The following is an 18,063-nucleotide window of genomic DNA, read 5'->3' as shown; positions in this document are numbered from 1 at the left end:
TTTCACTACTCCCAGACCACCTCGGCAGGGGTCTTATCCGGCCGCAGCCCCCGCCAGCTGGGCTGACGCAATCGACCGTCCGATGTGCGTTCGCTATAGCGCACCTCACCCACCAGTTCCGGCCGAACGAACGTCACGCCACGCCCATCGAGTGTGGAAAGCTTTGCGTTGAAGGGTGATTCACGGGTTTCCAGCGGCTTCAGCGTCTCCCTCAGATCGCCGAGCATCTTGTCGGTGAAGCCGGTGCCGACCCGGCCGGCGAAGTGCAATCCGCCCCGGGCGGGGATGCCGACCAACAGTGCCCCGATGCCGCTGGTGCGCCCGCCCTCGCCCGCACGCCAACCGCCGATCACCACTTCCTGGGTGTTCCAGAACTTGTCCTTGATCCAGGCCGTGGACCGCCGGCCGGGCTGATAGGTCGAGTCCCATTTCTTGGCCACCACCCCTTCCAACCCGCGCCGGCGCGCCTCGTCCAGCGCACCGGTGCCCGGGAGCAGGTCGGGAACGATCAGCCCGCCGCCGGCGGCCAGCGTTTCCAACAACTTCCGCCGGTCCCGGTACGTGGCGCGCAGCAGCATCCGGCCGTCGAGTGCCAGCAGGTCGAATGCCCAGAACTCGACGTGGGTGTCGGGTCCGCGGTTCTGCATGGCCTGGAAGCTGGGCACCCCACCCTCAAGCGCGACGACCTCGCCATCGAGGGTCACGTGGTGGTCGGCCAGATCGGCGGCCACGGTCTGCAACTGCGGGAACTCGGCCGTGACATCGCGGCCGCTGCGCGAACGTAGTTGCGCTACACCGTGATCGGCGTCGACGAGCAATCGGTAGCCGTCCCACTTACCTTCGAACGCCCATAGCGACGGATCGAGTTCGGCGACGGAGCCGTGTGTGGTCAGCATCGGCGCGATCTCGCCGGGCTGGTCCTTCATGCGCTGCACGATCCAGTTCTTGCCCTCGGTCTGGATCAGCACGTAGCGGCCGGAGACCCGCGAGCCGTGCAGGTTGACGATCACCTCACCCTTCTTGCCGCTCGGGTCGCCGTCATCGCGGAACTTCTCGGTGTCATAGCGTCCGGAGTCCCAGATCCGGACCTCGCCGCCACCGTATTCACCCTTGGGAATCGAACCTTCGAAGGTGGCGTACTCCAGTGGGTGGTCCTCGGTGTGCACCGCGAGGTGGTTCACTGAGGACTCATCGGGCAGGTTCTTCGGCACCGCCCAGCTCACCAGTACGCCATCGCGTTCCAGCCGGAAGTCGTAGTGCAGGCGCCGGGCATGGTGCTCCTGGATGACGAACCGGTCGCCGGAGCCACCCAGGCGGCCTCCTGCGGTGGTCCCCACCACCGGCGGGGCGCTGGGCACCGGCTCTGGTGTCTTACCGGGATCACGCATGCTGCGGTATGTGGTGAGTTTGTCCGGCAGCACCACGGTGTCGTCGAGTCCGGCCAACAGGTCGCCGTCGCGGTCGAGGCGGGCCAGCACCTCGTCGAAACTCAACTGCCGCAACGCCGGATCGTCGAGCTCCGCCCAGGTCCGCGGCGCCGCGACGGTCGGGTGCTCGCGGCCACGCAGCGAGTACGGGGCCACCGTGGTCTTGGCGGCACTGTTCTGGCTCCAGTCCAGGAACACTTTCCCCGCGCGCAGGCTGCGGGTCATTGTGGCGGTCACCTGCTCTGGCATCGCCTGCTCCAGTTGCTGGGCCACCCGGCGCGCCAGGACCGACGCGCCGTGCGAGCTGACCGGTTCGGTCAACGGCACATACAGGTGCACACCCTTGCTTCCGCTGGTGACCGGGAATGTCGGCAACCCGATATCGGCCATCAGATCGCGCACCTCGCGGGCCACCGCGCACAACTGGCCCATCTGCACCCCGTCTCCGGGGTCGAGATCGAACACGATGCGGGTGGCCGGACCCACCGTCTGGCCGACGAACTTCCACTGCGGGACGTGTACCTCCAGCGCCGCCTGTTGGGCTATCCACGCCAGGCCTTCCCGGGTATCGATGATCGGGTACACGGTGGTCGCCGACTTGTGTGCGATGGCGCCGCGGTCCAGCCAGTCCGGCGCCGAAGAGGCCAGTTGCTTCTCGAAGAAGGACGCCTCGTCGACCCCGTTGGGCCACCGTTTCCGGGTCACCGGTCGGCGGGCGATATGCGGCACCATCGCGTCGGCGACGGCCAGGTAGTACTCGAAGACCTCGGCTTTGCTGGTGCCGGTCGCCGGATAGAGCACCTTGTCGGGGTTGGTCAGTTTGACGCGGCCGTAGCGCTCCACCCCATCAGGTTATTCCCGCATGCCTCCCGACAGCATCACTCGCTGTTACCTTGGGATGGTGAGGCGATTCTGCGTGGCGTGCCTGATGGTCGTGGCGGCGGTCGCCGGGGCCCCGGCCGCCGGCGCGGATCCGGCCGACCTGGTGCCGTACTGCTCGGGTGATCAGACGCCGATGGACAGCAATTGCCGGGTGGCGCCGTCGCAGGTCTTCACCCATGACCACTCCGGCGCGAATCCCGAGACACCGCTGGGTCTCACACCCGACGAAGTACCGGCGGTGTAGCCGATGCGGTCGATCTGGAAAGGTTCGGTCGCCTTCGGTCTGGTGAACGTCCCGGTGAAGGTGTACAGCGCCACCGAGGACCACGACATCAAGTTCCATCAGGTGCATGCGCAGGACAACGGGCGCATCCGCTACAAGCGCACCTGCGAGGTGTGCGGCGAGGTGGTCGAGTACCGGGATATCGCGCGCGCTTACGAATCCGACGACGGGCAGACGGTGGTGATCACCGACGAGGACATCGCCACCCTGCCGGAGGAACGCAGCCGGGAGATCGAGGTGGTCGAGTTCGTTCCCGCCGAGCAGCTGGACCCGCTGATGTACGACAAAAGCTACTACCTGGAACCCGATTCCAAATCGTCGAAATCCTATGTGCTGCTGGCACAGACGCTGGCATCGACCGACCGGGTCGCCATCGTCCACTTCGCACTGCGTAACAAGACGCGGCTGGCGGCGCTGCGGGTCAAGGATTTCAGCAAGCGGCAGGTCATGGTGGTGCACACCCTGCTGTGGCCCGACGAGATCCGCGACCCGGACTTTCCGGTGCTGGACAAGGAAGTCGAGATCAAACCCGCCGAACTGAAGATGGCCGGGCAGGTCGTGGAGTCGATGACCGACGATTTCCACCCCGAACAGTTCCACGACACCTATCAGAACGAGCTCCGCGAGCTGGTGACGGCCAAACTCGAGGGTGGCGAGGCCTTCACCACGGAGGAGCAGCCGGCCAACCTCGATGAGGCAGAGGATGTCTCGGACCTGCTGGCCAAACTCGAGGCCAGCGTGAAGGCCAGACAAGGTGATGGCGAGAAGCCGCCCGCGAAGAAGGCTGCCGCCAAGAAGGCCCCGGCCAAAAAAGCCCCGGCCAAGAAGGCCGCCGCCAAGAAGTAGCGGCGAGCATCCCGTTCCTCACCCCGGGACCGCCGGCTCGCGCCGGGGCCGGAACCTGCCCCGATGTGGCAGTCCCCGACAAATTAGAACGTGTTTCAGAAAGTGGTTCCGAAGCTTAGTCAGCCTTGCTACCGTGGCGCCGGAGAGAGAAACGAGGCAGGCATGATTCTGGACAGATTCCGGCTCGACGATCAGGTCGCAGTGGTCACCGGCGCGGGACGCGGACTGGGCGCTGCGATCGCGGTCGCCTTCGCGGAAGCCGGTGCGGACGTGCTGATCGCGTCGCGCACGCAGGCTCAGCTCGAGGAGGTCGCGGCGCAGATCGCCGCCACCGGCCGCAGGGCCCATATCGTCGTGGCCGACCTCGCTCACCCCGAGGCCACCGCCGCGCTCGCGGAACAGGCGGTCGGCGCGTTCGGGAAACTAGACATCGTCGTGAACAACGTCGGCGGCACCATGCCCGGCCCGCTGTTGAACACCTCCACCCAAGACCTCAAGGATGCGTTCACGTTCAACGTCGGGACCGCACACGCGCTCACCCAGGCGGCCGTGCCGCTCATGCTGGAGCACTCCGGCGGCGGGTCGATCATCAACATCACCTCGACGATGGGCCGGCTCGCCGGCCGCGCCTTCGTCGCCTACGGCACCGCCAAGGCCGCCCTTGCCCACTACACCAGGCTGGCCGCGCTCGACCTGTGCCCGCGGATCCGGGTCAACGCCATCGCACCGGGATCGATCCTCACCTCGGCGCTGGACATCGTGGCCTCGAACGAGGCGTTGCGCGATCCGATGGAGAAGGCCACCCCGATGCGCCGGCTCGGGGATCCCGTCGATATTGCCGCTGCGGCAGTCTATTTGGCATCGCCGGCCGGTTCCTACCTGACGGGCAAGACCCTCGAGGTCGACGGCGGCCTCACCTTCCCGAACCTCGACCTGCCCATCCCGGATCTCTGAGGAGCACGCAAGAATGGCCATCAAAGTCGCCGCGATCGGCACCGGAAACGTCGGCAGGCACGCCCTGAGCCAGCTCATCACCGACCCGGCCTACGAGCTCACCGGCGTGTGGGTGTCCTCGGCCGCCAAGGCCGGCCAGGACGCGGGAACGCTTGCCGGTCTTGATGTCACCACCGGCGTCATCGCCACCAACGACCTCGGCGACGTGCTGGCCACCGAACCCGAATGTGTCGTCTACACCGCGATGGCCGACAACCGGCTGCCCGAGGCCCTGGAGGACTACCGTCGGATCCTGGCCGCCGGCGTCAACGTGGTGGGCAGCGCGGCCGTGTTCCTGCAGTACCCGTGGCAGGTGTTGCCCGTCGAGCTGATCAGCCCCATCGAGGAGGCGGCACGGGCGGGATCTTCGTCCATCTTCATCAATGGGATCGACCCGGGATTCGCCAATGACCTTCTGCCCCTTGCTCTTGCCGGTACGTGTCAGAGCATCGAACAGATCCGGTGCATGGAGATCGTCGACTACGCCACCTACGACAGCCCCACGGTCATGTTCGACGTGATGGGATTCGGCAAGTCCCTCGACGAGCTGCCGATGCTGTTGCAGCCGGGGGTCCTGAGCCTGGCCTGGGGGTCGGTGGTGCGCCAGCTCGCCGCCGGCCTGGGCATCGAACTCGACGAGGTCACCGAGACCCACGTGCGGGTACCCGCGCCGGAGGATTTCGACATCGCCTCGGGGCACATCCCCAAGGGCAGCACAGCGGCCATGCGGTTCGAGGTACGCGGCATGGTCAAAGGTCATCCCGCCGTCGTCCTTGAACATGTCACCCGGCTGCGCGCCGATCTGTGCCCGGAATGGCCCCAGCCCGCACAGGAGGGTGGGTCCTACCGCGTCGAAGTGACCGGCGAGCCGTCTTACGCCCTCGATCTCTGCCTGAGCAGCCGCAAGGGCGACCACAACCACGCCGGACTGGTGGCCACGGCCGCCCGCGTCGTCAATGCCATTCCCGCTGTGGTGGCCGCGCCGGCGGGCATCGTCACCACGTTGGACCTGCCTCTCATCACGGGGAAAGGGCTGTACGCTGGCGCTTGACGCCGGAGTTCGATGAGAGGGGCCCGCGGATGCGGTCAATGTTCGTTCTGCCTTCACTCCTTGCTGCGGCCGCCGTGGTGCTCGCACCGGCCGCCGCAGCCGACCCGGACTCCACTTCCGATTCCAACCTGCCGTCGTGCACCAGCGTTGGCGGAAACGAAATGGGCGGCGCCGCAACCGAATGCGCCACGCCCGGCAACGTTCAGCTCAACGCCTCCCCACCGGAGCCCACCTACCCGTACCCCTGGGACGACGAGTTCTACGGACCCGCCCTGATCATCGGTGGCGACGGCGGAGGTGGCTACCACGGCGGCGGAGGCGGTCACCGCTAGGAGGCCACATGCGCATCGTCGTGATACCGGCCCTGCTCGCCGCCGCGATGCTCGGCGCGCCGGTGGCGGCAGTGCTTTCCGCGCCGCTCGCGGCGGCCGCACCCCAATGCGTGCACACCGGCCCGATGACGACGCAATGCGCATCGCCCGGGCACACCCAGATCGTCACGTCCCCTCCCGCCACCAACAACGGCCCGTTCTACGGTTGGCCCTACGGGGGCGGCGGGATCGTCATCGGCCTCGGCTGAGCCGACCCGACTGGTGGCGATCGCAAGGTTTCGGCTACCCTAACTTTTCTATTCGCAGCCCCGGATAGAAGAGAGGGTCAGTTGTTGCAGGACACGCAGGCACGGGTGCGGCCGGGCTGGTATCTGCTCGGACCCGCCTTCGTCGCCTCCATCGCCTACGTCGATCCCGGCAACGTCGCGGCCAATGTGAGTGCCGGAGCCCAGTTCGGTTACCTGCTGGTCTGGGTGATCCTGGTGGCCAACATCATGGCCGGGCTGGTGCAGTACCTGTCGGCCAAACTCGGGCTGGTCACCGGCCGCTCGCTGCCGGAAGCGATCGCCGACAACACCCGCACTCCCACCCGGATCGCCTTCTGGTTGCAGGCCGAGACGGTCGCGATGGCCACCGACCTGGCCGAGGTTGTCGGCGGCGCCATCGCCCTGCACCTGCTCTTCGACCTGCCCCTGCTGGTCGGTGGGATCATCACCGGCCTTGTCTCCATGCTGCTGCTCGCCGTGCAGAACCGCCGCGGACAACAGGTCTTCGAGCGGGTGATCACCGGACTGCTGCTGGTCATCGCCATCGGATTTCTCACCAGCCTGTTCGTCGAACCACCCGCACCCGCAGACGTCGCCTCGGGTCTGATTCCCCGGTTCGACGGCCCGGAGAGCGTGCTGCTGGCCGCCGCCATGCTGGGCGCCACCGTCATGCCGCACGCGGTGTACCTGCATTCCGGGCTGGCCCGCGACCGGCACGGCCAGCCGGACGCCGGCCCGGCCCGGCGGCGCCTGCTCCGCATCACCCGCGTCGACGTCGGCATCGCGATGCTGATCGCCGGCGCGGTGAACCTCGCCATGCTGCTCGTGGCGGCCACCAACCTGCAGGGCATGGCCAACACCGACTCGATCGAAGGCGCGCACGCCGCGGTGGCCGACACCCTGGGCCCAGTGGTGGCCTTGTTCTTCGCGATCGGGTTGCTGGCCTCGGGCCTGGCCTCGACCTCGGTCGGCGCCTACGCCGGCGCCATGATCATGTCGGGCCTGCTGCACCGCACCTACCCGCTGCTGTTGCGCCGGCTGGTGACGCTCATCCCGGCATTGGTCATCCTGGGTATCGGTGTCGACCCGAGTCGCGCCCTGGTGATCTCCCAGGTGGTGCTGTCGTTCGGGATCCCGTTCGCGCTCATCCCACTGGTCCGGCTGACCAGCAACCGCATCCTGATGGGCGCCGACGTGAACCACCGCATCACCACCGGACTGGGCTGGCTGGTGGCGGCCGTCATCACCGTGCTCAATATCGTGCTCATCTACCTGACTGTGCGAGGCTGAATGACGTTGTCGCACATCTATTTCGCGTACGGGTCCAACCTGTGCGTGGACCAGATGGCGCGACGCTGCCCCGATGCCACCGACCCCCGGCCCGCGACGCTGCCCGATCACGACTGGTTGATCAACGAACGGGGCGTGGCCACGATAGAACCGCTGGACGGCGCACTGGTGCACGGTGTGCTGTGGCGGGTCAGCCCCCGTGATCTGTCCACCCTGGACAGCGCCGAAGGAGTCCCGGTGCGGTACCGGCGCGACCGCCGGGTGGTGTTCACCGAGGACGGCCCGCGCGACGCCTGGGTCTACATCGACCCGCGCGTCGAGCCCGGACCGCCGCGGCCCGGCTACCTGGAACGGATCATCACCGGCGCCGTCCACCACGGGCTGCCACAGACGTGGATCGACTTCCTGCACCGATGGGACCCCGCCGGCTGGCCCCACCGTGACCGCGGCGCGCACGCGTCGGCGCCGCAATCACTCACCGCGCTCCTCGCCCACCCGGAGGTGTCCGAGGCGGTGACCCTGCGATCGCGGTTCGGCTTCCTGGCCATCCACGGCGGCGGGCTGGAGCGGATGACCGACGTCATCGCCGAACGCGCCGCCCACGCCAGCGGGGCGTCGTCCTATGTCGTGCGTCATCCCGCCGAATACCCGCACCACCTGGCCTCCGCCCGGTATCTGCCCGAGCAGTCCGAACACCTTGCGGCATTTCTCGACCACGTCGACATCGTGGTGTCCCTGCACGGCTACGGCCGCATCGGCCGGAGCAACCAACTGCTCGCCGGGGGCGGCAACCGGGCACTGGCCGCACACCTGGCCCGGCATCTGTCGATACCGGGCCACCACCTCGTGACCGATCTCGAGGCGATGCCTCGCGAACTGCGCGGTCTGCATCCGCAGAACCCGGTGAACCTCGCCCGGCAGGGCGGCACTCAACTCGAATTACCGCCGCGCGTGCGCGGACTCAGTCCGCGCAGCGGAATGGCGGGACCCGACGGACTCACCCCCGCCACCGCGGCCCTGGTCCGCGGACTGGTGGCGGCCGCTCGCTCCTGGCCCCCACGCACGTGCTGAGCCTCGCCGTTTCGCCGAGCTGTCCGGCTCGGCGCTTACGATCGCGGTATGCCATCTGACTTCCGGTTCGGCTTCAGCATGCGCGACGCCACCTCCGCAGGGTTCGTCCAGGACGAGGCTCGGCGCGCCGAGCAGCTCGGCTACGACATCCTGCTCGTTCCCGACCATCTGGGGATCGCCGCTCCGTTTCCCGCCCTGACCGCCGCGGCCACCACCACCGAGCGGCTGCACCTCGGGACGTTCGTACTCAATGCCTGTTTCTACAAGCCGGCCCTGCTGGCCCGCGATGTGCAGACCCTGCACGACATCTCCGGCGGCCGGTTCGAGGTCGGCCTGGGCGCGGGGTACGTCAAGGAGGAGTTCGACGCTGCCGAGCTGCCGTTCCCCAGCGCCGGGAAGCGCATCGACTACCTGGCACACGTCACCGCCTATCTGGCCGAGCACGTCCCGGACGCACCGATCGTGATCGCCGGCGGGGGTGACCGGCTGCTCACCGTGGCGGCCAGGTGGGCCACCACCATCGGTGTCACCGGCGATCTGGCCGATCGCGTCGCGTTCCTGCGCACCGTCGCCGGCGACCGTTTCGACGCGCTGGAACTCAACGTGGCCATCACCGCGGTGCCGACCGACGGGTCCGGGATTCCGGACCTCAAGATGACGCGCCGGTTCGCACCGGATGCGACCGACGAGGAACTGCTCGACAACCCGGGCGTGCTGTCCGGGACGCCCGCAGACCAGGCCGACAAGCTGCGCCGGCTGCGCGACGAGCACGGCGTCACCTACTTCGTGGTGCAGTCCGCGCATGCCGAGGCGTTCGGGAAGGTGATCGCCGAACTCAGGTAGGCATCACAGCCCGTCGGCAAGGTGGTAGTACACCGAATTCCACCGCAGTTCGCGCTGAAAGTCATGGGTGACGGTACCGGCGTCGATGGTCACGAGTTCGGTACCGGTGATCAACGCCAGGTCCCGAATCGCGGACACCGATACCGCCGTGGTGAGCACGGTGTGGTGCGGCCCGCCGGCCATCAGCCAGGTTTCGGTCGAGGTGGACCATGACGGCAGGGGTTCCCACACCGCACATGCGACCGGCAGCCGCGGCAGGGCGGCAGGAGGCTCGATGACCTGAACTTCGTTGGCCACCAACCGGAACCGTCCACCGACATCGCAGATGCCCAGCACCACGGCATCACCGGGCGCAGCGGTGAAACGCAGCCGGACCGGGTCCTCCCGGCCACCGATGCCGAGTGGATGCGCTTCCACGGACGGGGTCTGCGCGGCGATGCTGGGGCACACCTCGAGCATGTGGGCCCCGAGGATCGACTCCGCACCGGGGGTGAGGTCGTAGGTGTAGTCCTCCATGAACGACGTACCACCGGGCAGCCCGGTAGCCATGGTCTTGACGGCACGCACCATGGCGGCGGTCTTCCAGTCGCCCTCCGCGCCGAAGCCGTAGCCGTCGGCCATCAACCGTTGCACGGCGATGCCCGGCAGCTGGCGCAGGCCACCGAGGTCCTCGAAGTTGGTGGTGAACGCGCTGAATCCGCCCTCTTCGAGGAACTGCCGCAGACCGATCTCGATCCGTGCGGCCTCACGCAGGGTGTCGTGCCGCTCGTTGCCGGGTCGCAACTCCGTGGCGACGACGTATCGGTCCTGGTACTCCTGCACCAGCTTGTCGATATCGGTATCGGCGGCGCTGTTGACCGAGGCCACCAGATCGTTGACCGAGTACGAGTTCACCGAGATGCCGAACCGGGATTCGGCTTCCACCTTGTCACCTTCGGTCACCGCGACATCCCGCATGTTGTCGCCGAACCGGGCAAGCCGCAGGCCGCGCAGGTCCGCGGCGGCCAGCGCGGACCGCGCCCACGAACCGATCCGCGCGGTGGTATCGGGATTACCGACATGGCCGGCGATCGTCGTGCGCGGCACCGACAGCCGCGTCTGGATATAGCCGAACTCGCGATCCCCATGCGCCGCCTGGTTGAGGTTCATGAAGTCCATGTCGATGGTGTCCCAGGGGATCTCGACGCCGAACTGGGTGTGGAAGTGCAGCAGCGGCTGGCGCAGCGCGTTCAGCCCCCGGATCCACATCTTCGCCGGCGAGAAGGTGTGCATCCAGGCGATCACACCCACGCACTCATCGCTGGTACCCGCCTCGCTGAGCAACCGGTAGATGGAATCACCGGTGGTGACGACAGGCTTCCATACCACCGGGACCGGCAGGTCCGCGCTGGCGTCCAGCCGGTCGGCGATGATCCGTGATTGCTCGGCAACCTGGTCCAGGATCTCCTGACCGTACAGCGACTGGCTGCCGGTGACGAACCAGATCTCTTTTCTGGCAGGACTTTCCATGATCTTGGACATCAGCCCTCTTTCTGTCCGTAGACGTTCTGGTAGCGCTCGTAGAGCGCGGTGACATCGCCGGCCGCGAGTTGCGCGGGGCGGCCGAGCTGGCGACTGAGGTAGGCGGTGCGCGCGACGTCTTCGAGCATGACCGCGGCCTTGACGGCCGACCGGGCGTCCGGTCCGATGGTGAAGGGGCCGTGATTTGCCATCAGCACGGCCGCAGAACGGCTGCCGCGCAGCGTCTCCACGATCCCGCGCCCGATCGAGTCGTCGCCGATGGGAGCGAACGGGCCGACGGGTATCTCACCGCCGAACTCGTCGGCGATCATCGTCAGGATGCACGGGATGGGCTCCCCGACCGCCGCCCAGGCCGTGGCATAGGTCGAGTGGGTGTGCACCACGCCCCCGACCTCCGGCATATGACGGTAGACGTAGGCGTGCGCCGCGGTGTCCGAGGAGGGCGCGAGTTCCCCGTCGACCAGTTCACCGTGCAGGTCGCAGACCACCATCTGCTCTGGCGTCATCGAATCATAGGAGACACCGGACGGTTTGATGACCATGAGTTCCCGGCCGGGAACGCGGGCGGAGACGTTGCCCGCGGTCCAGATCACCAGCTGGTAGCGGGTCAGCTCGGCGTGCAGATCGCACACCTGTCGCCGAAGCTGGGTAATCACTTGGGACACTTCTGATGCCACGGTCACTGGGCAATCCTCGCCATATCGGGTTGGCCGGCCGCCGCGCGGATCGCCCGCAGCCTGCGCATCATCGGGTTTCCCCGACCGAACCAGTCGTGCAGGGCCACGTACTCGGCGTACAGGGCGTTGTAGCGTTCGACGTTCTCCGGGATCGGCAGGAACGCATTTCTGGTGCGCCCGCCCATCTGGGCCGACGCGGTGGGCACATCGGGGTAGATACCGGCCGCGGTTGCCGCATGGATGGCGGCACCGAGAGCGGGCCCTTGCGTCGAGGTCACACAGGACAGCGGTAATCCGGTGATATCGGCGTAGATCTGCATCAGCAGACGGTTTTTGATCAAACCGCCGGCGACCACGAGCTCCTCGACCGGGACTCCCGCGCGGTTGAAGGTCTCGACGATCATCCGGGTGCCGTATGCGGTCGCCTCCAGCAGCGCGCGGTACTGGTCGACACAGGTGGTGTCCAGGCTCTGCCCGACGATCACCCCCGACAGGTGGTGGTCGACCAGCACCGAGCGGTTACCGCTGTGCCAGTCCAAGGCGACCAGTCCGTGTTGACCGATCTCCTGCTGGGCGGCCAACTCCGACAGGTGTTCGTGTACCGATATACCGCGCTGCTGCGCTTCCCGCGTGTACTGCTCGGGCACACTGGATTTGGTGAACCAGGCAAAGATGTCGCCGACGCCGGATTGTCCCGCTTCGTAGCCCCAGAGCCCCATGGTGATGCCGCCGTCGACCACTCCACACATGCCCGGTACGTCGCGGACCTCACGGGCGTTCATCACGTGGCACGTGGAGGTGCCCATGATCGCGACCAGGCGACCCGGCTCGGCGGCATCGGCAGCGGCCACGGTGACATGGGCGTCGATATTGCCCACGGCCACCGGGATTCCGGCGGGCAGCCCGGTCCATGCCGAAGCCTGTGCGGTCAGGTGACCGGCCGAAGCACCGAGCGCGGCGATCGGTTGTTCGATCTTGTCGGCGACGAAATCGGCGAAGTCTGGATTGAGCGCGGCCAGGAAATCCCTGGACGGATAGGCGCCGTCCTGGCGGATCGCCTTGTAGCCTGCGGTGCTGACATTGCGCACATAGGTTCCGGTGAGCTGCCAGACGATCCAGTCGGCGCCCTCCACCCACCGGTCGATGGCGGCATAGACCTGCGGGTCCTCCTCCAGGATCTGCAGGCCCTTCGCGAATTCCCATTCGCTGGAGATGAATCCGCCGTAGCGCGGCAGCCATGTCTCTCCCCGCACGGCGGCCAGGGTATTGATGCGGTCGGCCTGCGGTTGCGCGGCGTGGTGACGCCACAGTTTCGCGTAAGCGTGTGGGCGGTCGGCGAATTCGGCGAGCTGACACAGCGGAGTGCCGTCGGCACGGGTGGGCACCATGGTGCAGGCGGTGAAATCGGTTCCCACCCCGATGACGTCGGCGGGGTCGATACCCGCTGCGGCGACCGCCTCCGGCACCGCAAACCGCAGCACGTCGACATAGTCCTCGGGTACCTGCAGTGCATAGTCCGGTGGGAGCCGGACGTCGGCAACGCCCGGCAGCGCCTCGGTGATCACACCGTGGCGGTACACGTGGTCGGCGAACGCCAGTTCCTGCCCGTCGGAGACGCGCACCACCAAGGCACGCCCGGACAACGTCCCGAAGTCGATACCGACGACATACCTACCCTTGGTCATCGAGCCACCCTCTCCGCCATGGTGCGGAAACGAACCATCGCGACCACCCCTACCACTCCTGTGCCCTGCATCACACTGCGAATGTTAACGTGAACATTCGCGATCGGTCAACGCACGATTTGTGTCGTCACCACACCCCACGCGCGCGGCCGTGCGTGCTGCTCATGCTGGCCGAGACCAGCGACTGGCACCCCTCGCGCCGGCACCGGACCGGGGTTGACCCGCCGCTAGGTGATCGTTAACATCCAAAATGTGATGCCGGCCACTTTCTCCCCTGCCGGCGATGCCGGCCATCGGCGCGCGGCCGAGCGGCAGATCCCGGGAACGAACAGGAGTCAGGTGTGAAGAGAACCTTTGCGGCCGTCATCGGCATCGCCGCCGTCACCGTCGCCGTGGCGGCCTGCGGGAGCGGGAAGGCACCCGAAGGCGGTAGCGGTGGTGCCGGCGGCGCGACCACGCTGGGCTTCGCCCAGGTCGGCGCCGAAAGCGGTTGGCGTACCGCCAACACCCAGTCCATCAAGACCGCCGCGCAAGCCGCCGGCATCGACCTGAAGTTCGCCGATGCCAATGGCGAACAGGAGAAGCAGATCTCGGCCATCCGCTCATTCATCCAGCAGGGCGTCGATGTCATCGCCTTCAGCCCGGTGGTTCGCACCGGTTGGGACGCAGTGCTTCTGGAGGCCAAGAACTCCAAGATTCCGGTGATTCTCACCGACCGGGCGATCGACACCCAGGAGAAGGACGTCTACAAGACGTTCATCGGCGCCGATTTCGTCGAGGAAGGCAAGCGGGCCGGCACGTGGGTGGCCGATCAGTACGCCGGTGCACCGGGGCAGGTCGACATCGTTCAGCTGGAGGGCACCACCGGCGCCGACCCGGCCATCGACCGCGACACCGGTTTCAAGCAAGGCATTTCGTCGAACCCGAACCTGCGGATCGTGGCCTCGCAAACCGGTGATTTCACCCGCTCCGGCGGCAAGCAGGTCATGGAAGCCCTGCTGAAATCGACCCCGAAGATCGATGTGGTGTTCGCGCAGAACGACGATATGGGCCTGGGCGCCATGGAGGCCATCGAGGCCGCGGGCAAGGTCCCCGGCAAGGACATCAAGATCGTCGCGGTCGACGCCACCCACGACGGGATGCAGGCGCTGGCCGACGGGAAGTTCAACTACATCGTCGAGTGCAACCCACTGCTCGGGCCGAAACTCATGGATCTGGTGAAGCAGGTGGCCGCGGGTGAGCAGGTGCCGACCCGGGTCGTCGTTCCCGACGAAGCCTTCGATCAGCAGCAGGCGATCAAAGCGCTGCCCGGACGTCAGTACTGAGCGGCGGGGATATGCCCTCGAAGGAGCCCGTACCCGTCGTCGAGATACGGGACGTCTGCGTCGAGTTCCCCGGAGTCAAAGCGCTTGATGCCGTGGACTTCCGGTTACTGCCCGGCGAGGTGCACGCCCTGATGGGTGAGAACGGCGCCGGAAAGTCCACCCTGATCAAGGCGTTGACCGGGGTGTATCCCGTCGACTCCGGGCAGATCATCGTAGACGGCACGCCACGGTCCTTCACGGGGCCGCGCCAATCCCAGGAAGCCGGGATCAGCACCGTCTACCAGGAGGTGAACCTGTGCCCGAACCTCTCGGTCGGCGAGAACATCCTGCTCGGCAGAGAACCGCGACGGTGGGGGCATATCGACTACCGCACCCTGCACCGCCGGGCCGGCGAACTCCTCGCCCAGCTCGAACTCGACATCGACTCCCGGTCACGGCTGGGCGCCCATCCCATCGCGGTGCAACAGTTGGTGGCGATCACGCGGGCCACCGCCATGCGGTCGGCGGTACTCATCCTCGACGAACCCACCTCCAGCCTGGACGCCGGTGAGGTCAGCGAACTGTTCGGAGTCATCCGCCGGCTGCGCGACACCGGGACGGCGATCCTGTTCGTCTCGCACTTCCTCGATCAGATCTATGCGATCTCCGACCGGATCACGGTGCTACGCAACGGAAAACTGGTCGGAGAGTACCTGACCGCCGATCTACCCCGAGTCGGCCTGGTCACCGCCATGCTGGGCCGCGCTGTCGACGCTCTCGACGAGGTCGCCGACACGACGGCGGCAATCGAGGTGACCGGCACGCCGGTGGTGTCACTCCAGGGTTTGGGCCGGGTGCCCGCGGTGGAACCGGTCACCCTCGATATCCGCCGCGGCGAGATCATCGGGCTGGCCGGGCTGCTGGGATCGGGCCGCACCGAACTGGCCCGGCTGATCTTCGGGGCCGACCGCGCCACCGCCGGTCAGCTGTGTGTCGACGGCAAACGGGTGATCATGCGGACGCCGCGCACCGCCATCGACCACCGGTTCGCGTTCACCTCCGAGAACCGCAAGGAAGACGGTGTTTTCGGGGAACTCACCGTTCGGGACAACCTGGTGCTCGCGCTGCAGGCCCGCCGCGGCTTCGCCCGGCCGTTGTCGGCGCGAGCCAAGGACGAACTGGTCGACAAGTACATGGAAGCCTTCGACATCCGGCCGCGCCGGCCCGATGCCCTGATGAAGAACCTGAGCGGCGGCAATCAGCAGAAGGTGCTGCTGGCCCGCTGGCTCATCACCGAACCGCAGCTGTTCATCCTCGACGAGCCCACCCGGGGTATCGACATCGGCGCGAAAACCCAGATCCAAAAACTTGTCACGGAGTTGGCCGCCGGCGGGATGGCCGTGCTGTTCATCTCCGCCGAGCTTGAGGAGGTGACCCGGGTGTCCCATCGCATCGCGGTGATGCGGGACCGTCGCAACGTCGCCCAGGTCGACACCGACCAACATCCCGACCTGCACGAACTGATCGCGGCGAGCCCGTCATGACCAGAAGGATCGCTGCACACCAATTATTCTGGCCCGCAATGGCGCTCATCGCGCTGCTCGCCGCGAACGCCGCGCTGTCCCCCGGCTTTCTCAGTGTGCGCGTCCAGAACGGGCACTTGTACGGCAGCCTCATCGACATCCTGCGCAACGGTGCACCGACACTCCTCGTGGCGCTGGGCATGACGCTGGTGATCGCCTCCCGCGGCATCGATCTGTCCGTCGGCGCAGTGGTGGCGATCGCCGGCGCCGTGGCGTGCGCACACATCGCCGGCTCACCACAGCCCGACAGCGTCGCCACAGTCCTGACGGCGATGGCCTTGGCCGTACTGGCGGCCGCCGTGCTGGGTCTGTGGAACGCCACCCTGGTGGCGGTGCTGGGTATCCAACCCATCATCGCCACGCTGGTCCTGATGACCGCGGGACGCGGTATCGCCCTGTTCGTCACCGAAGGCCAGATCGTCACCGTCACCAGCGCCCCGTTCAAGATGCTGGGGGCGGGCTACTTTCTGGGCCTGCCGGTCGCGATCCTGGTGAGTCTGTCGATATTCGTGCTGATCGGCCTGCTCACCCGCCGCACGGCGCTGGGCATGCTGCTGGAGGCCGTCGGGATCAATCCCGAGGCAGGCAGGCTGGCCGGGGTACGCAGCCGGACCATCGTTTTCGCGGTGTATCTGTTCTGCGCGCTGTGCGCCGGCATCGCCGGCCTGATGATCGCCTCGAACATCTCCGCCGCCGACGCCAACAACGCCGGGCTGTGGATCGAGATGGATGCCATCCTGGCGGTCGTGATCGGGGGCACCTCACTGCTCGGCGGCCGCTACAGTCTCACCGGGACCCTGCTGGGCGCGTTGATCATTCAGGCACTGACCACCACCGTCTACACGCTGGGTATCCGACCTGAGGTCACGCTGGTGTTCAAATCCGTTGTGGTGGTCGCGGTCTGTCTCATGCAGTCGGCGAAGTTCCGCGCGTCGTTCACCCGCGGCCGCCGACGTCCCACGTCTGGACCTCCCACCGCACCGACACGTGCCCCCCGGACCGAGCCGAAGGTGCCCGCATGACGACCACCCTCGCCTCACCCCGGATCCGTAAGCTCGCGACCGGAAAGTACACCGGACCGCTGGCCACTCTGGCACTGTTCGCCGTGATGTTCGGCGGTGTCCTCAATCGTTACGATTTCGCCAGCCCCACACAGGTTTTCCTCAACCTGTTCGTCGACAACTCCTATCTCATCGTGCTGGCCGTCGGGATGACCTTCGTGATCCTCACCGGCGGTATCGATCTGAGCGTCGGGTCGGTGGTCGCGCTGTCGACGGTCATCCTGGCCAAGACCCTGCAACAGGGCTGGCCCACCTCCGTCGCGATCATCACCGTCATGCTCGTCGGTCCCGCACTGGGACTGGTGATGGGCGTCATGATCGAACGCTTCGATGTCCAGCCGTTCGTCGCGACATTGGCCGGCATGTTCCTGGCACGCGGGATGTGTTACGTCGTGAGCGTCGATTCACTGCCCATCAAGGATCCGGCGGTGCGCACCCTGGGTCTGCACTACCTGTACCTCTACGACGACAAATTCATCCGTTGGCCGGTGGTCATCGCGCTCGTCGTGGTGGTGGTCGCGCTGTACGTCCTGCACCTGACCCGGTTCGGCAGAACGGTGTACGCGGTCGGCGGTAACCGGCAGTCGGCACAGCTGATGGGTTTGGACGCGGCGGCGACCCGGATATCGGTGTACGTCATCAGCGGATTCTGCGCATCGCTGGCGGGCGTCCTGCTGGCCGTGCAGAAGCTGTCGGGCTACAGCAACAACGGAATCGGGCTGGAGTTGGACGCCATCGCCGCGGCCGTGATCGGCGGTGTCATCCTGGCCGGGGGCGTGGGCTACGTCGCGGGCGCCCTGATCGGGGTGCTGGTGCTGGGCACCATCGAGACGTTCGTCACCGCGGCCAATCTCGATTCCTACTGGACCCGCATCATGACCGGCGCGCTGTTGCTGATATTTGTTCTGGTCCAGCGTGTCTTGGTGCGGCCGACGTCATGAGCCCCGG

The 18,063-nt window shown here is 66.9% G+C and carries 17 protein-coding genes; 13 read left to right on the top strand and 4 right to left on the bottom strand.

All coding sequences use genetic code 11. The annotated features are described in order from the left end of the window. Window positions 1–5: 5 nt before the first annotated feature. Window positions 6–2,270: an ATP-dependent DNA ligase gene (locus tag QN239_RS07510; protein WP_499009160.1), complete on the bottom strand. Its 2,265-nt coding sequence runs from the start codon at window positions 2,268–2,270 to the stop codon at window positions 6–8. A 55-nt stretch (window positions 2,271–2,325) separates the two neighbouring features. Between QN239_RS07510 and QN239_RS07505 the strand changes: the two genes are divergently transcribed. From QN239_RS07505 to QN239_RS07465, 9 genes are all read left to right on the top strand, one after another. Beyond that, a complete protein-coding gene (locus QN239_RS07505) occupies window positions 2,326–2,553 on the top strand; it encodes a hypothetical protein (RefSeq protein ID WP_170847130.1) in 228 nt (75 codons plus the stop codon). Between the two features lie 3 nt (window positions 2,554–2,556). Next, window positions 2,557–3,438 carry a non-homologous end joining protein Ku gene (gene ku, locus QN239_RS07500; RefSeq protein ID WP_499009158.1) on the top strand — a complete coding sequence of 294 codons (882 nt, stop codon included), beginning with the start codon at window positions 2,557–2,559 and terminating at the stop codon, window positions 3,436–3,438. 162 nt (window positions 3,439–3,600) lie between these two features. After that, window positions 3,601–4,392 (top strand): SDR family oxidoreductase, encoded by a 792-nt coding sequence (locus QN239_RS07495; protein WP_090354846.1) that lies wholly within the window; start codon window positions 3,601–3,603, stop codon window positions 4,390–4,392. A gap of 13 nt (window positions 4,393–4,405) precedes the next feature. Further along, window positions 4,406–5,482, top strand: a complete 1,077-nt coding sequence (locus QN239_RS07490) for an NAD(P)H-dependent amine dehydrogenase family protein (protein WP_499009156.1) — start codon at window positions 4,406–4,408, stop codon at window positions 5,480–5,482. A 38-nt stretch (window positions 5,483–5,520) separates the two neighbouring features. Further along, entirely contained in the window at window positions 5,521–5,814 is a 294-nt protein-coding gene (locus tag QN239_RS07485) for a hypothetical protein (protein WP_234901744.1), read from the top strand. Between the two features lie 8 nt (window positions 5,815–5,822). Continuing rightward, window positions 5,823–6,062: a hypothetical protein gene (locus QN239_RS07480; protein ID WP_090354840.1), complete on the top strand. Its 240-nt coding sequence runs from the start codon at window positions 5,823–5,825 to the stop codon at window positions 6,060–6,062. Between the two features lie 81 nt (window positions 6,063–6,143). After that, complete coding sequence (locus QN239_RS07475; protein WP_499009154.1) at window positions 6,144–7,370, top strand: Nramp family divalent metal transporter; 1,227 nt, start codon at window positions 6,144–6,146, stop codon at window positions 7,368–7,370. Continuing rightward, window positions 7,371–8,441 (top strand): poly-gamma-glutamate hydrolase family protein, encoded by a 1,071-nt coding sequence (locus QN239_RS07470; RefSeq protein ID WP_499009152.1) that lies wholly within the window; start codon window positions 7,371–7,373, stop codon window positions 8,439–8,441. Window positions 8,442–8,489: 48 nt separating this feature from the next. Beyond that, complete coding sequence (locus QN239_RS07465) at window positions 8,490–9,284, top strand: TIGR03621 family F420-dependent LLM class oxidoreductase (RefSeq protein WP_499009150.1); 795 nt, start codon at window positions 8,490–8,492, stop codon at window positions 9,282–9,284. 3 nt (window positions 9,285–9,287) lie between these two features. Here the strand turns inward: QN239_RS07465 and araA are convergent, their stop codons facing one another. From araA to araB, 3 genes are read right to left on the bottom strand one after another with little or no spacing between them, the layout of a single operon-like run. Next, window positions 9,288–10,805, bottom strand: a complete 1,518-nt coding sequence (araA, locus tag QN239_RS07460; protein ID WP_499009149.1) for an L-arabinose isomerase — start codon at window positions 10,803–10,805, stop codon at window positions 9,288–9,290. After that, window positions 10,805–11,470, bottom strand: coding sequence for an L-ribulose-5-phosphate 4-epimerase (locus tag QN239_RS07455; protein ID WP_499009147.1), 666 nt, complete (start codon window positions 11,468–11,470; stop codon window positions 10,805–10,807). Before QN239_RS07455 ends, araA begins: the two co-directional genes overlap by 1 nt. Before the next feature lie 14 nt (window positions 11,471–11,484). Then, window positions 11,485–13,167 carry a ribulokinase gene (gene araB, locus QN239_RS07450; protein WP_499009145.1) on the bottom strand — a complete coding sequence of 561 codons (1,683 nt, stop codon included), beginning with the start codon at window positions 13,165–13,167 and terminating at the stop codon, window positions 11,485–11,487. A 341-nt stretch (window positions 13,168–13,508) separates the two neighbouring features. Between araB and QN239_RS07445 the strand changes: the two genes are divergently transcribed. The 4 genes from QN239_RS07445 to QN239_RS07430 are packed head-to-tail and all read left to right on the top strand — an operon-like array spanning window position 13,509 to window position 18,056. Continuing rightward, on the top strand, window positions 13,509–14,492 hold the full coding sequence (locus QN239_RS07445) for an ABC transporter substrate-binding protein (RefSeq protein WP_499009143.1): 984 nt from the start codon (window positions 13,509–13,511) through the stop codon (window positions 14,490–14,492). Window positions 14,493–14,503: 11 nt separating this feature from the next. Continuing rightward, window positions 14,504–16,015 carry a sugar ABC transporter ATP-binding protein gene (locus QN239_RS07440; protein WP_499009141.1) on the top strand — a complete coding sequence of 504 codons (1,512 nt, stop codon included), beginning with the start codon at window positions 14,504–14,506 and terminating at the stop codon, window positions 16,013–16,015. Between the two features lie 38 nt (window positions 16,016–16,053). Further along, complete coding sequence (locus QN239_RS07435) at window positions 16,054–17,076, top strand: ABC transporter permease (protein ID WP_499009139.1); 1,023 nt, start codon at window positions 16,054–16,056, stop codon at window positions 17,074–17,076. Then, window positions 17,073–18,056, top strand: a complete 984-nt coding sequence (locus QN239_RS07430; protein ID WP_499009137.1) for an ABC transporter permease subunit — start codon at window positions 17,073–17,075, stop codon at window positions 18,054–18,056. Before QN239_RS07435 ends, QN239_RS07430 begins: the two co-directional genes overlap by 4 nt. Window positions 18,057–18,063 lie beyond the last annotated feature (7 nt).

This window comes from Mycolicibacterium sp. Y3, from assembly GCF_051188035.1.
GTDB classification, from domain to species: domain Bacteria; phylum Actinomycetota; class Actinomycetes; order Mycobacteriales; family Mycobacteriaceae; genus Mycobacterium; species Mycobacterium fluoranthenivorans.
This window is presented reverse-complemented; position numbering and strand designations above follow the sequence as displayed.

Coding starts and splice junctions, on each gene's coding strand:
- araA (WP_499009149.1), bottom strand. CDS start 10,805: ATGTCCAAGATCATGGAAAGTCCTGCCAGAAAAGAGATCTGGTTCGTC.
- QN239_RS07430 (WP_499009137.1), top strand. CDS start 17,073: ATGACGACCACCCTCGCCTCACCCCGGATCCGTAAGCTCGCGACCGGA.
- QN239_RS07480 (WP_090354840.1), top strand. CDS start 5,823: ATGCGCATCGTCGTGATACCGGCCCTGCTCGCCGCCGCGATGCTCGGC.
- ku (WP_499009158.1), top strand. CDS start 2,557: ATGCGGTCGATCTGGAAAGGTTCGGTCGCCTTCGGTCTGGTGAACGTC.
- QN239_RS07490 (WP_499009156.1), top strand. CDS start 4,406: ATGGCCATCAAAGTCGCCGCGATCGGCACCGGAAACGTCGGCAGGCAC.
- QN239_RS07440 (WP_499009141.1), top strand. CDS start 14,504: ATGCCCTCGAAGGAGCCCGTACCCGTCGTCGAGATACGGGACGTCTGC.
- QN239_RS07435 (WP_499009139.1), top strand. CDS start 16,054: ATGGCGCTCATCGCGCTGCTCGCCGCGAACGCCGCGCTGTCCCCCGGC.
- QN239_RS07505 (WP_170847130.1), top strand. CDS start 2,326: ATGGTGAGGCGATTCTGCGTGGCGTGCCTGATGGTCGTGGCGGCGGTC.
- QN239_RS07485 (WP_234901744.1), top strand. CDS start 5,521: ATGTTCGTTCTGCCTTCACTCCTTGCTGCGGCCGCCGTGGTGCTCGCA.
- QN239_RS07495 (WP_090354846.1), top strand. CDS start 3,601: ATGATTCTGGACAGATTCCGGCTCGACGATCAGGTCGCAGTGGTCACC.
- QN239_RS07470 (WP_499009152.1), top strand. CDS start 7,371: ATGACGTTGTCGCACATCTATTTCGCGTACGGGTCCAACCTGTGCGTG.
- QN239_RS07465 (WP_499009150.1), top strand. CDS start 8,490: ATGCCATCTGACTTCCGGTTCGGCTTCAGCATGCGCGACGCCACCTCC.
- araB (WP_499009145.1), bottom strand. CDS start 13,167: ATGACCAAGGGTAGGTATGTCGTCGGTATCGACTTCGGGACGTTGTCC.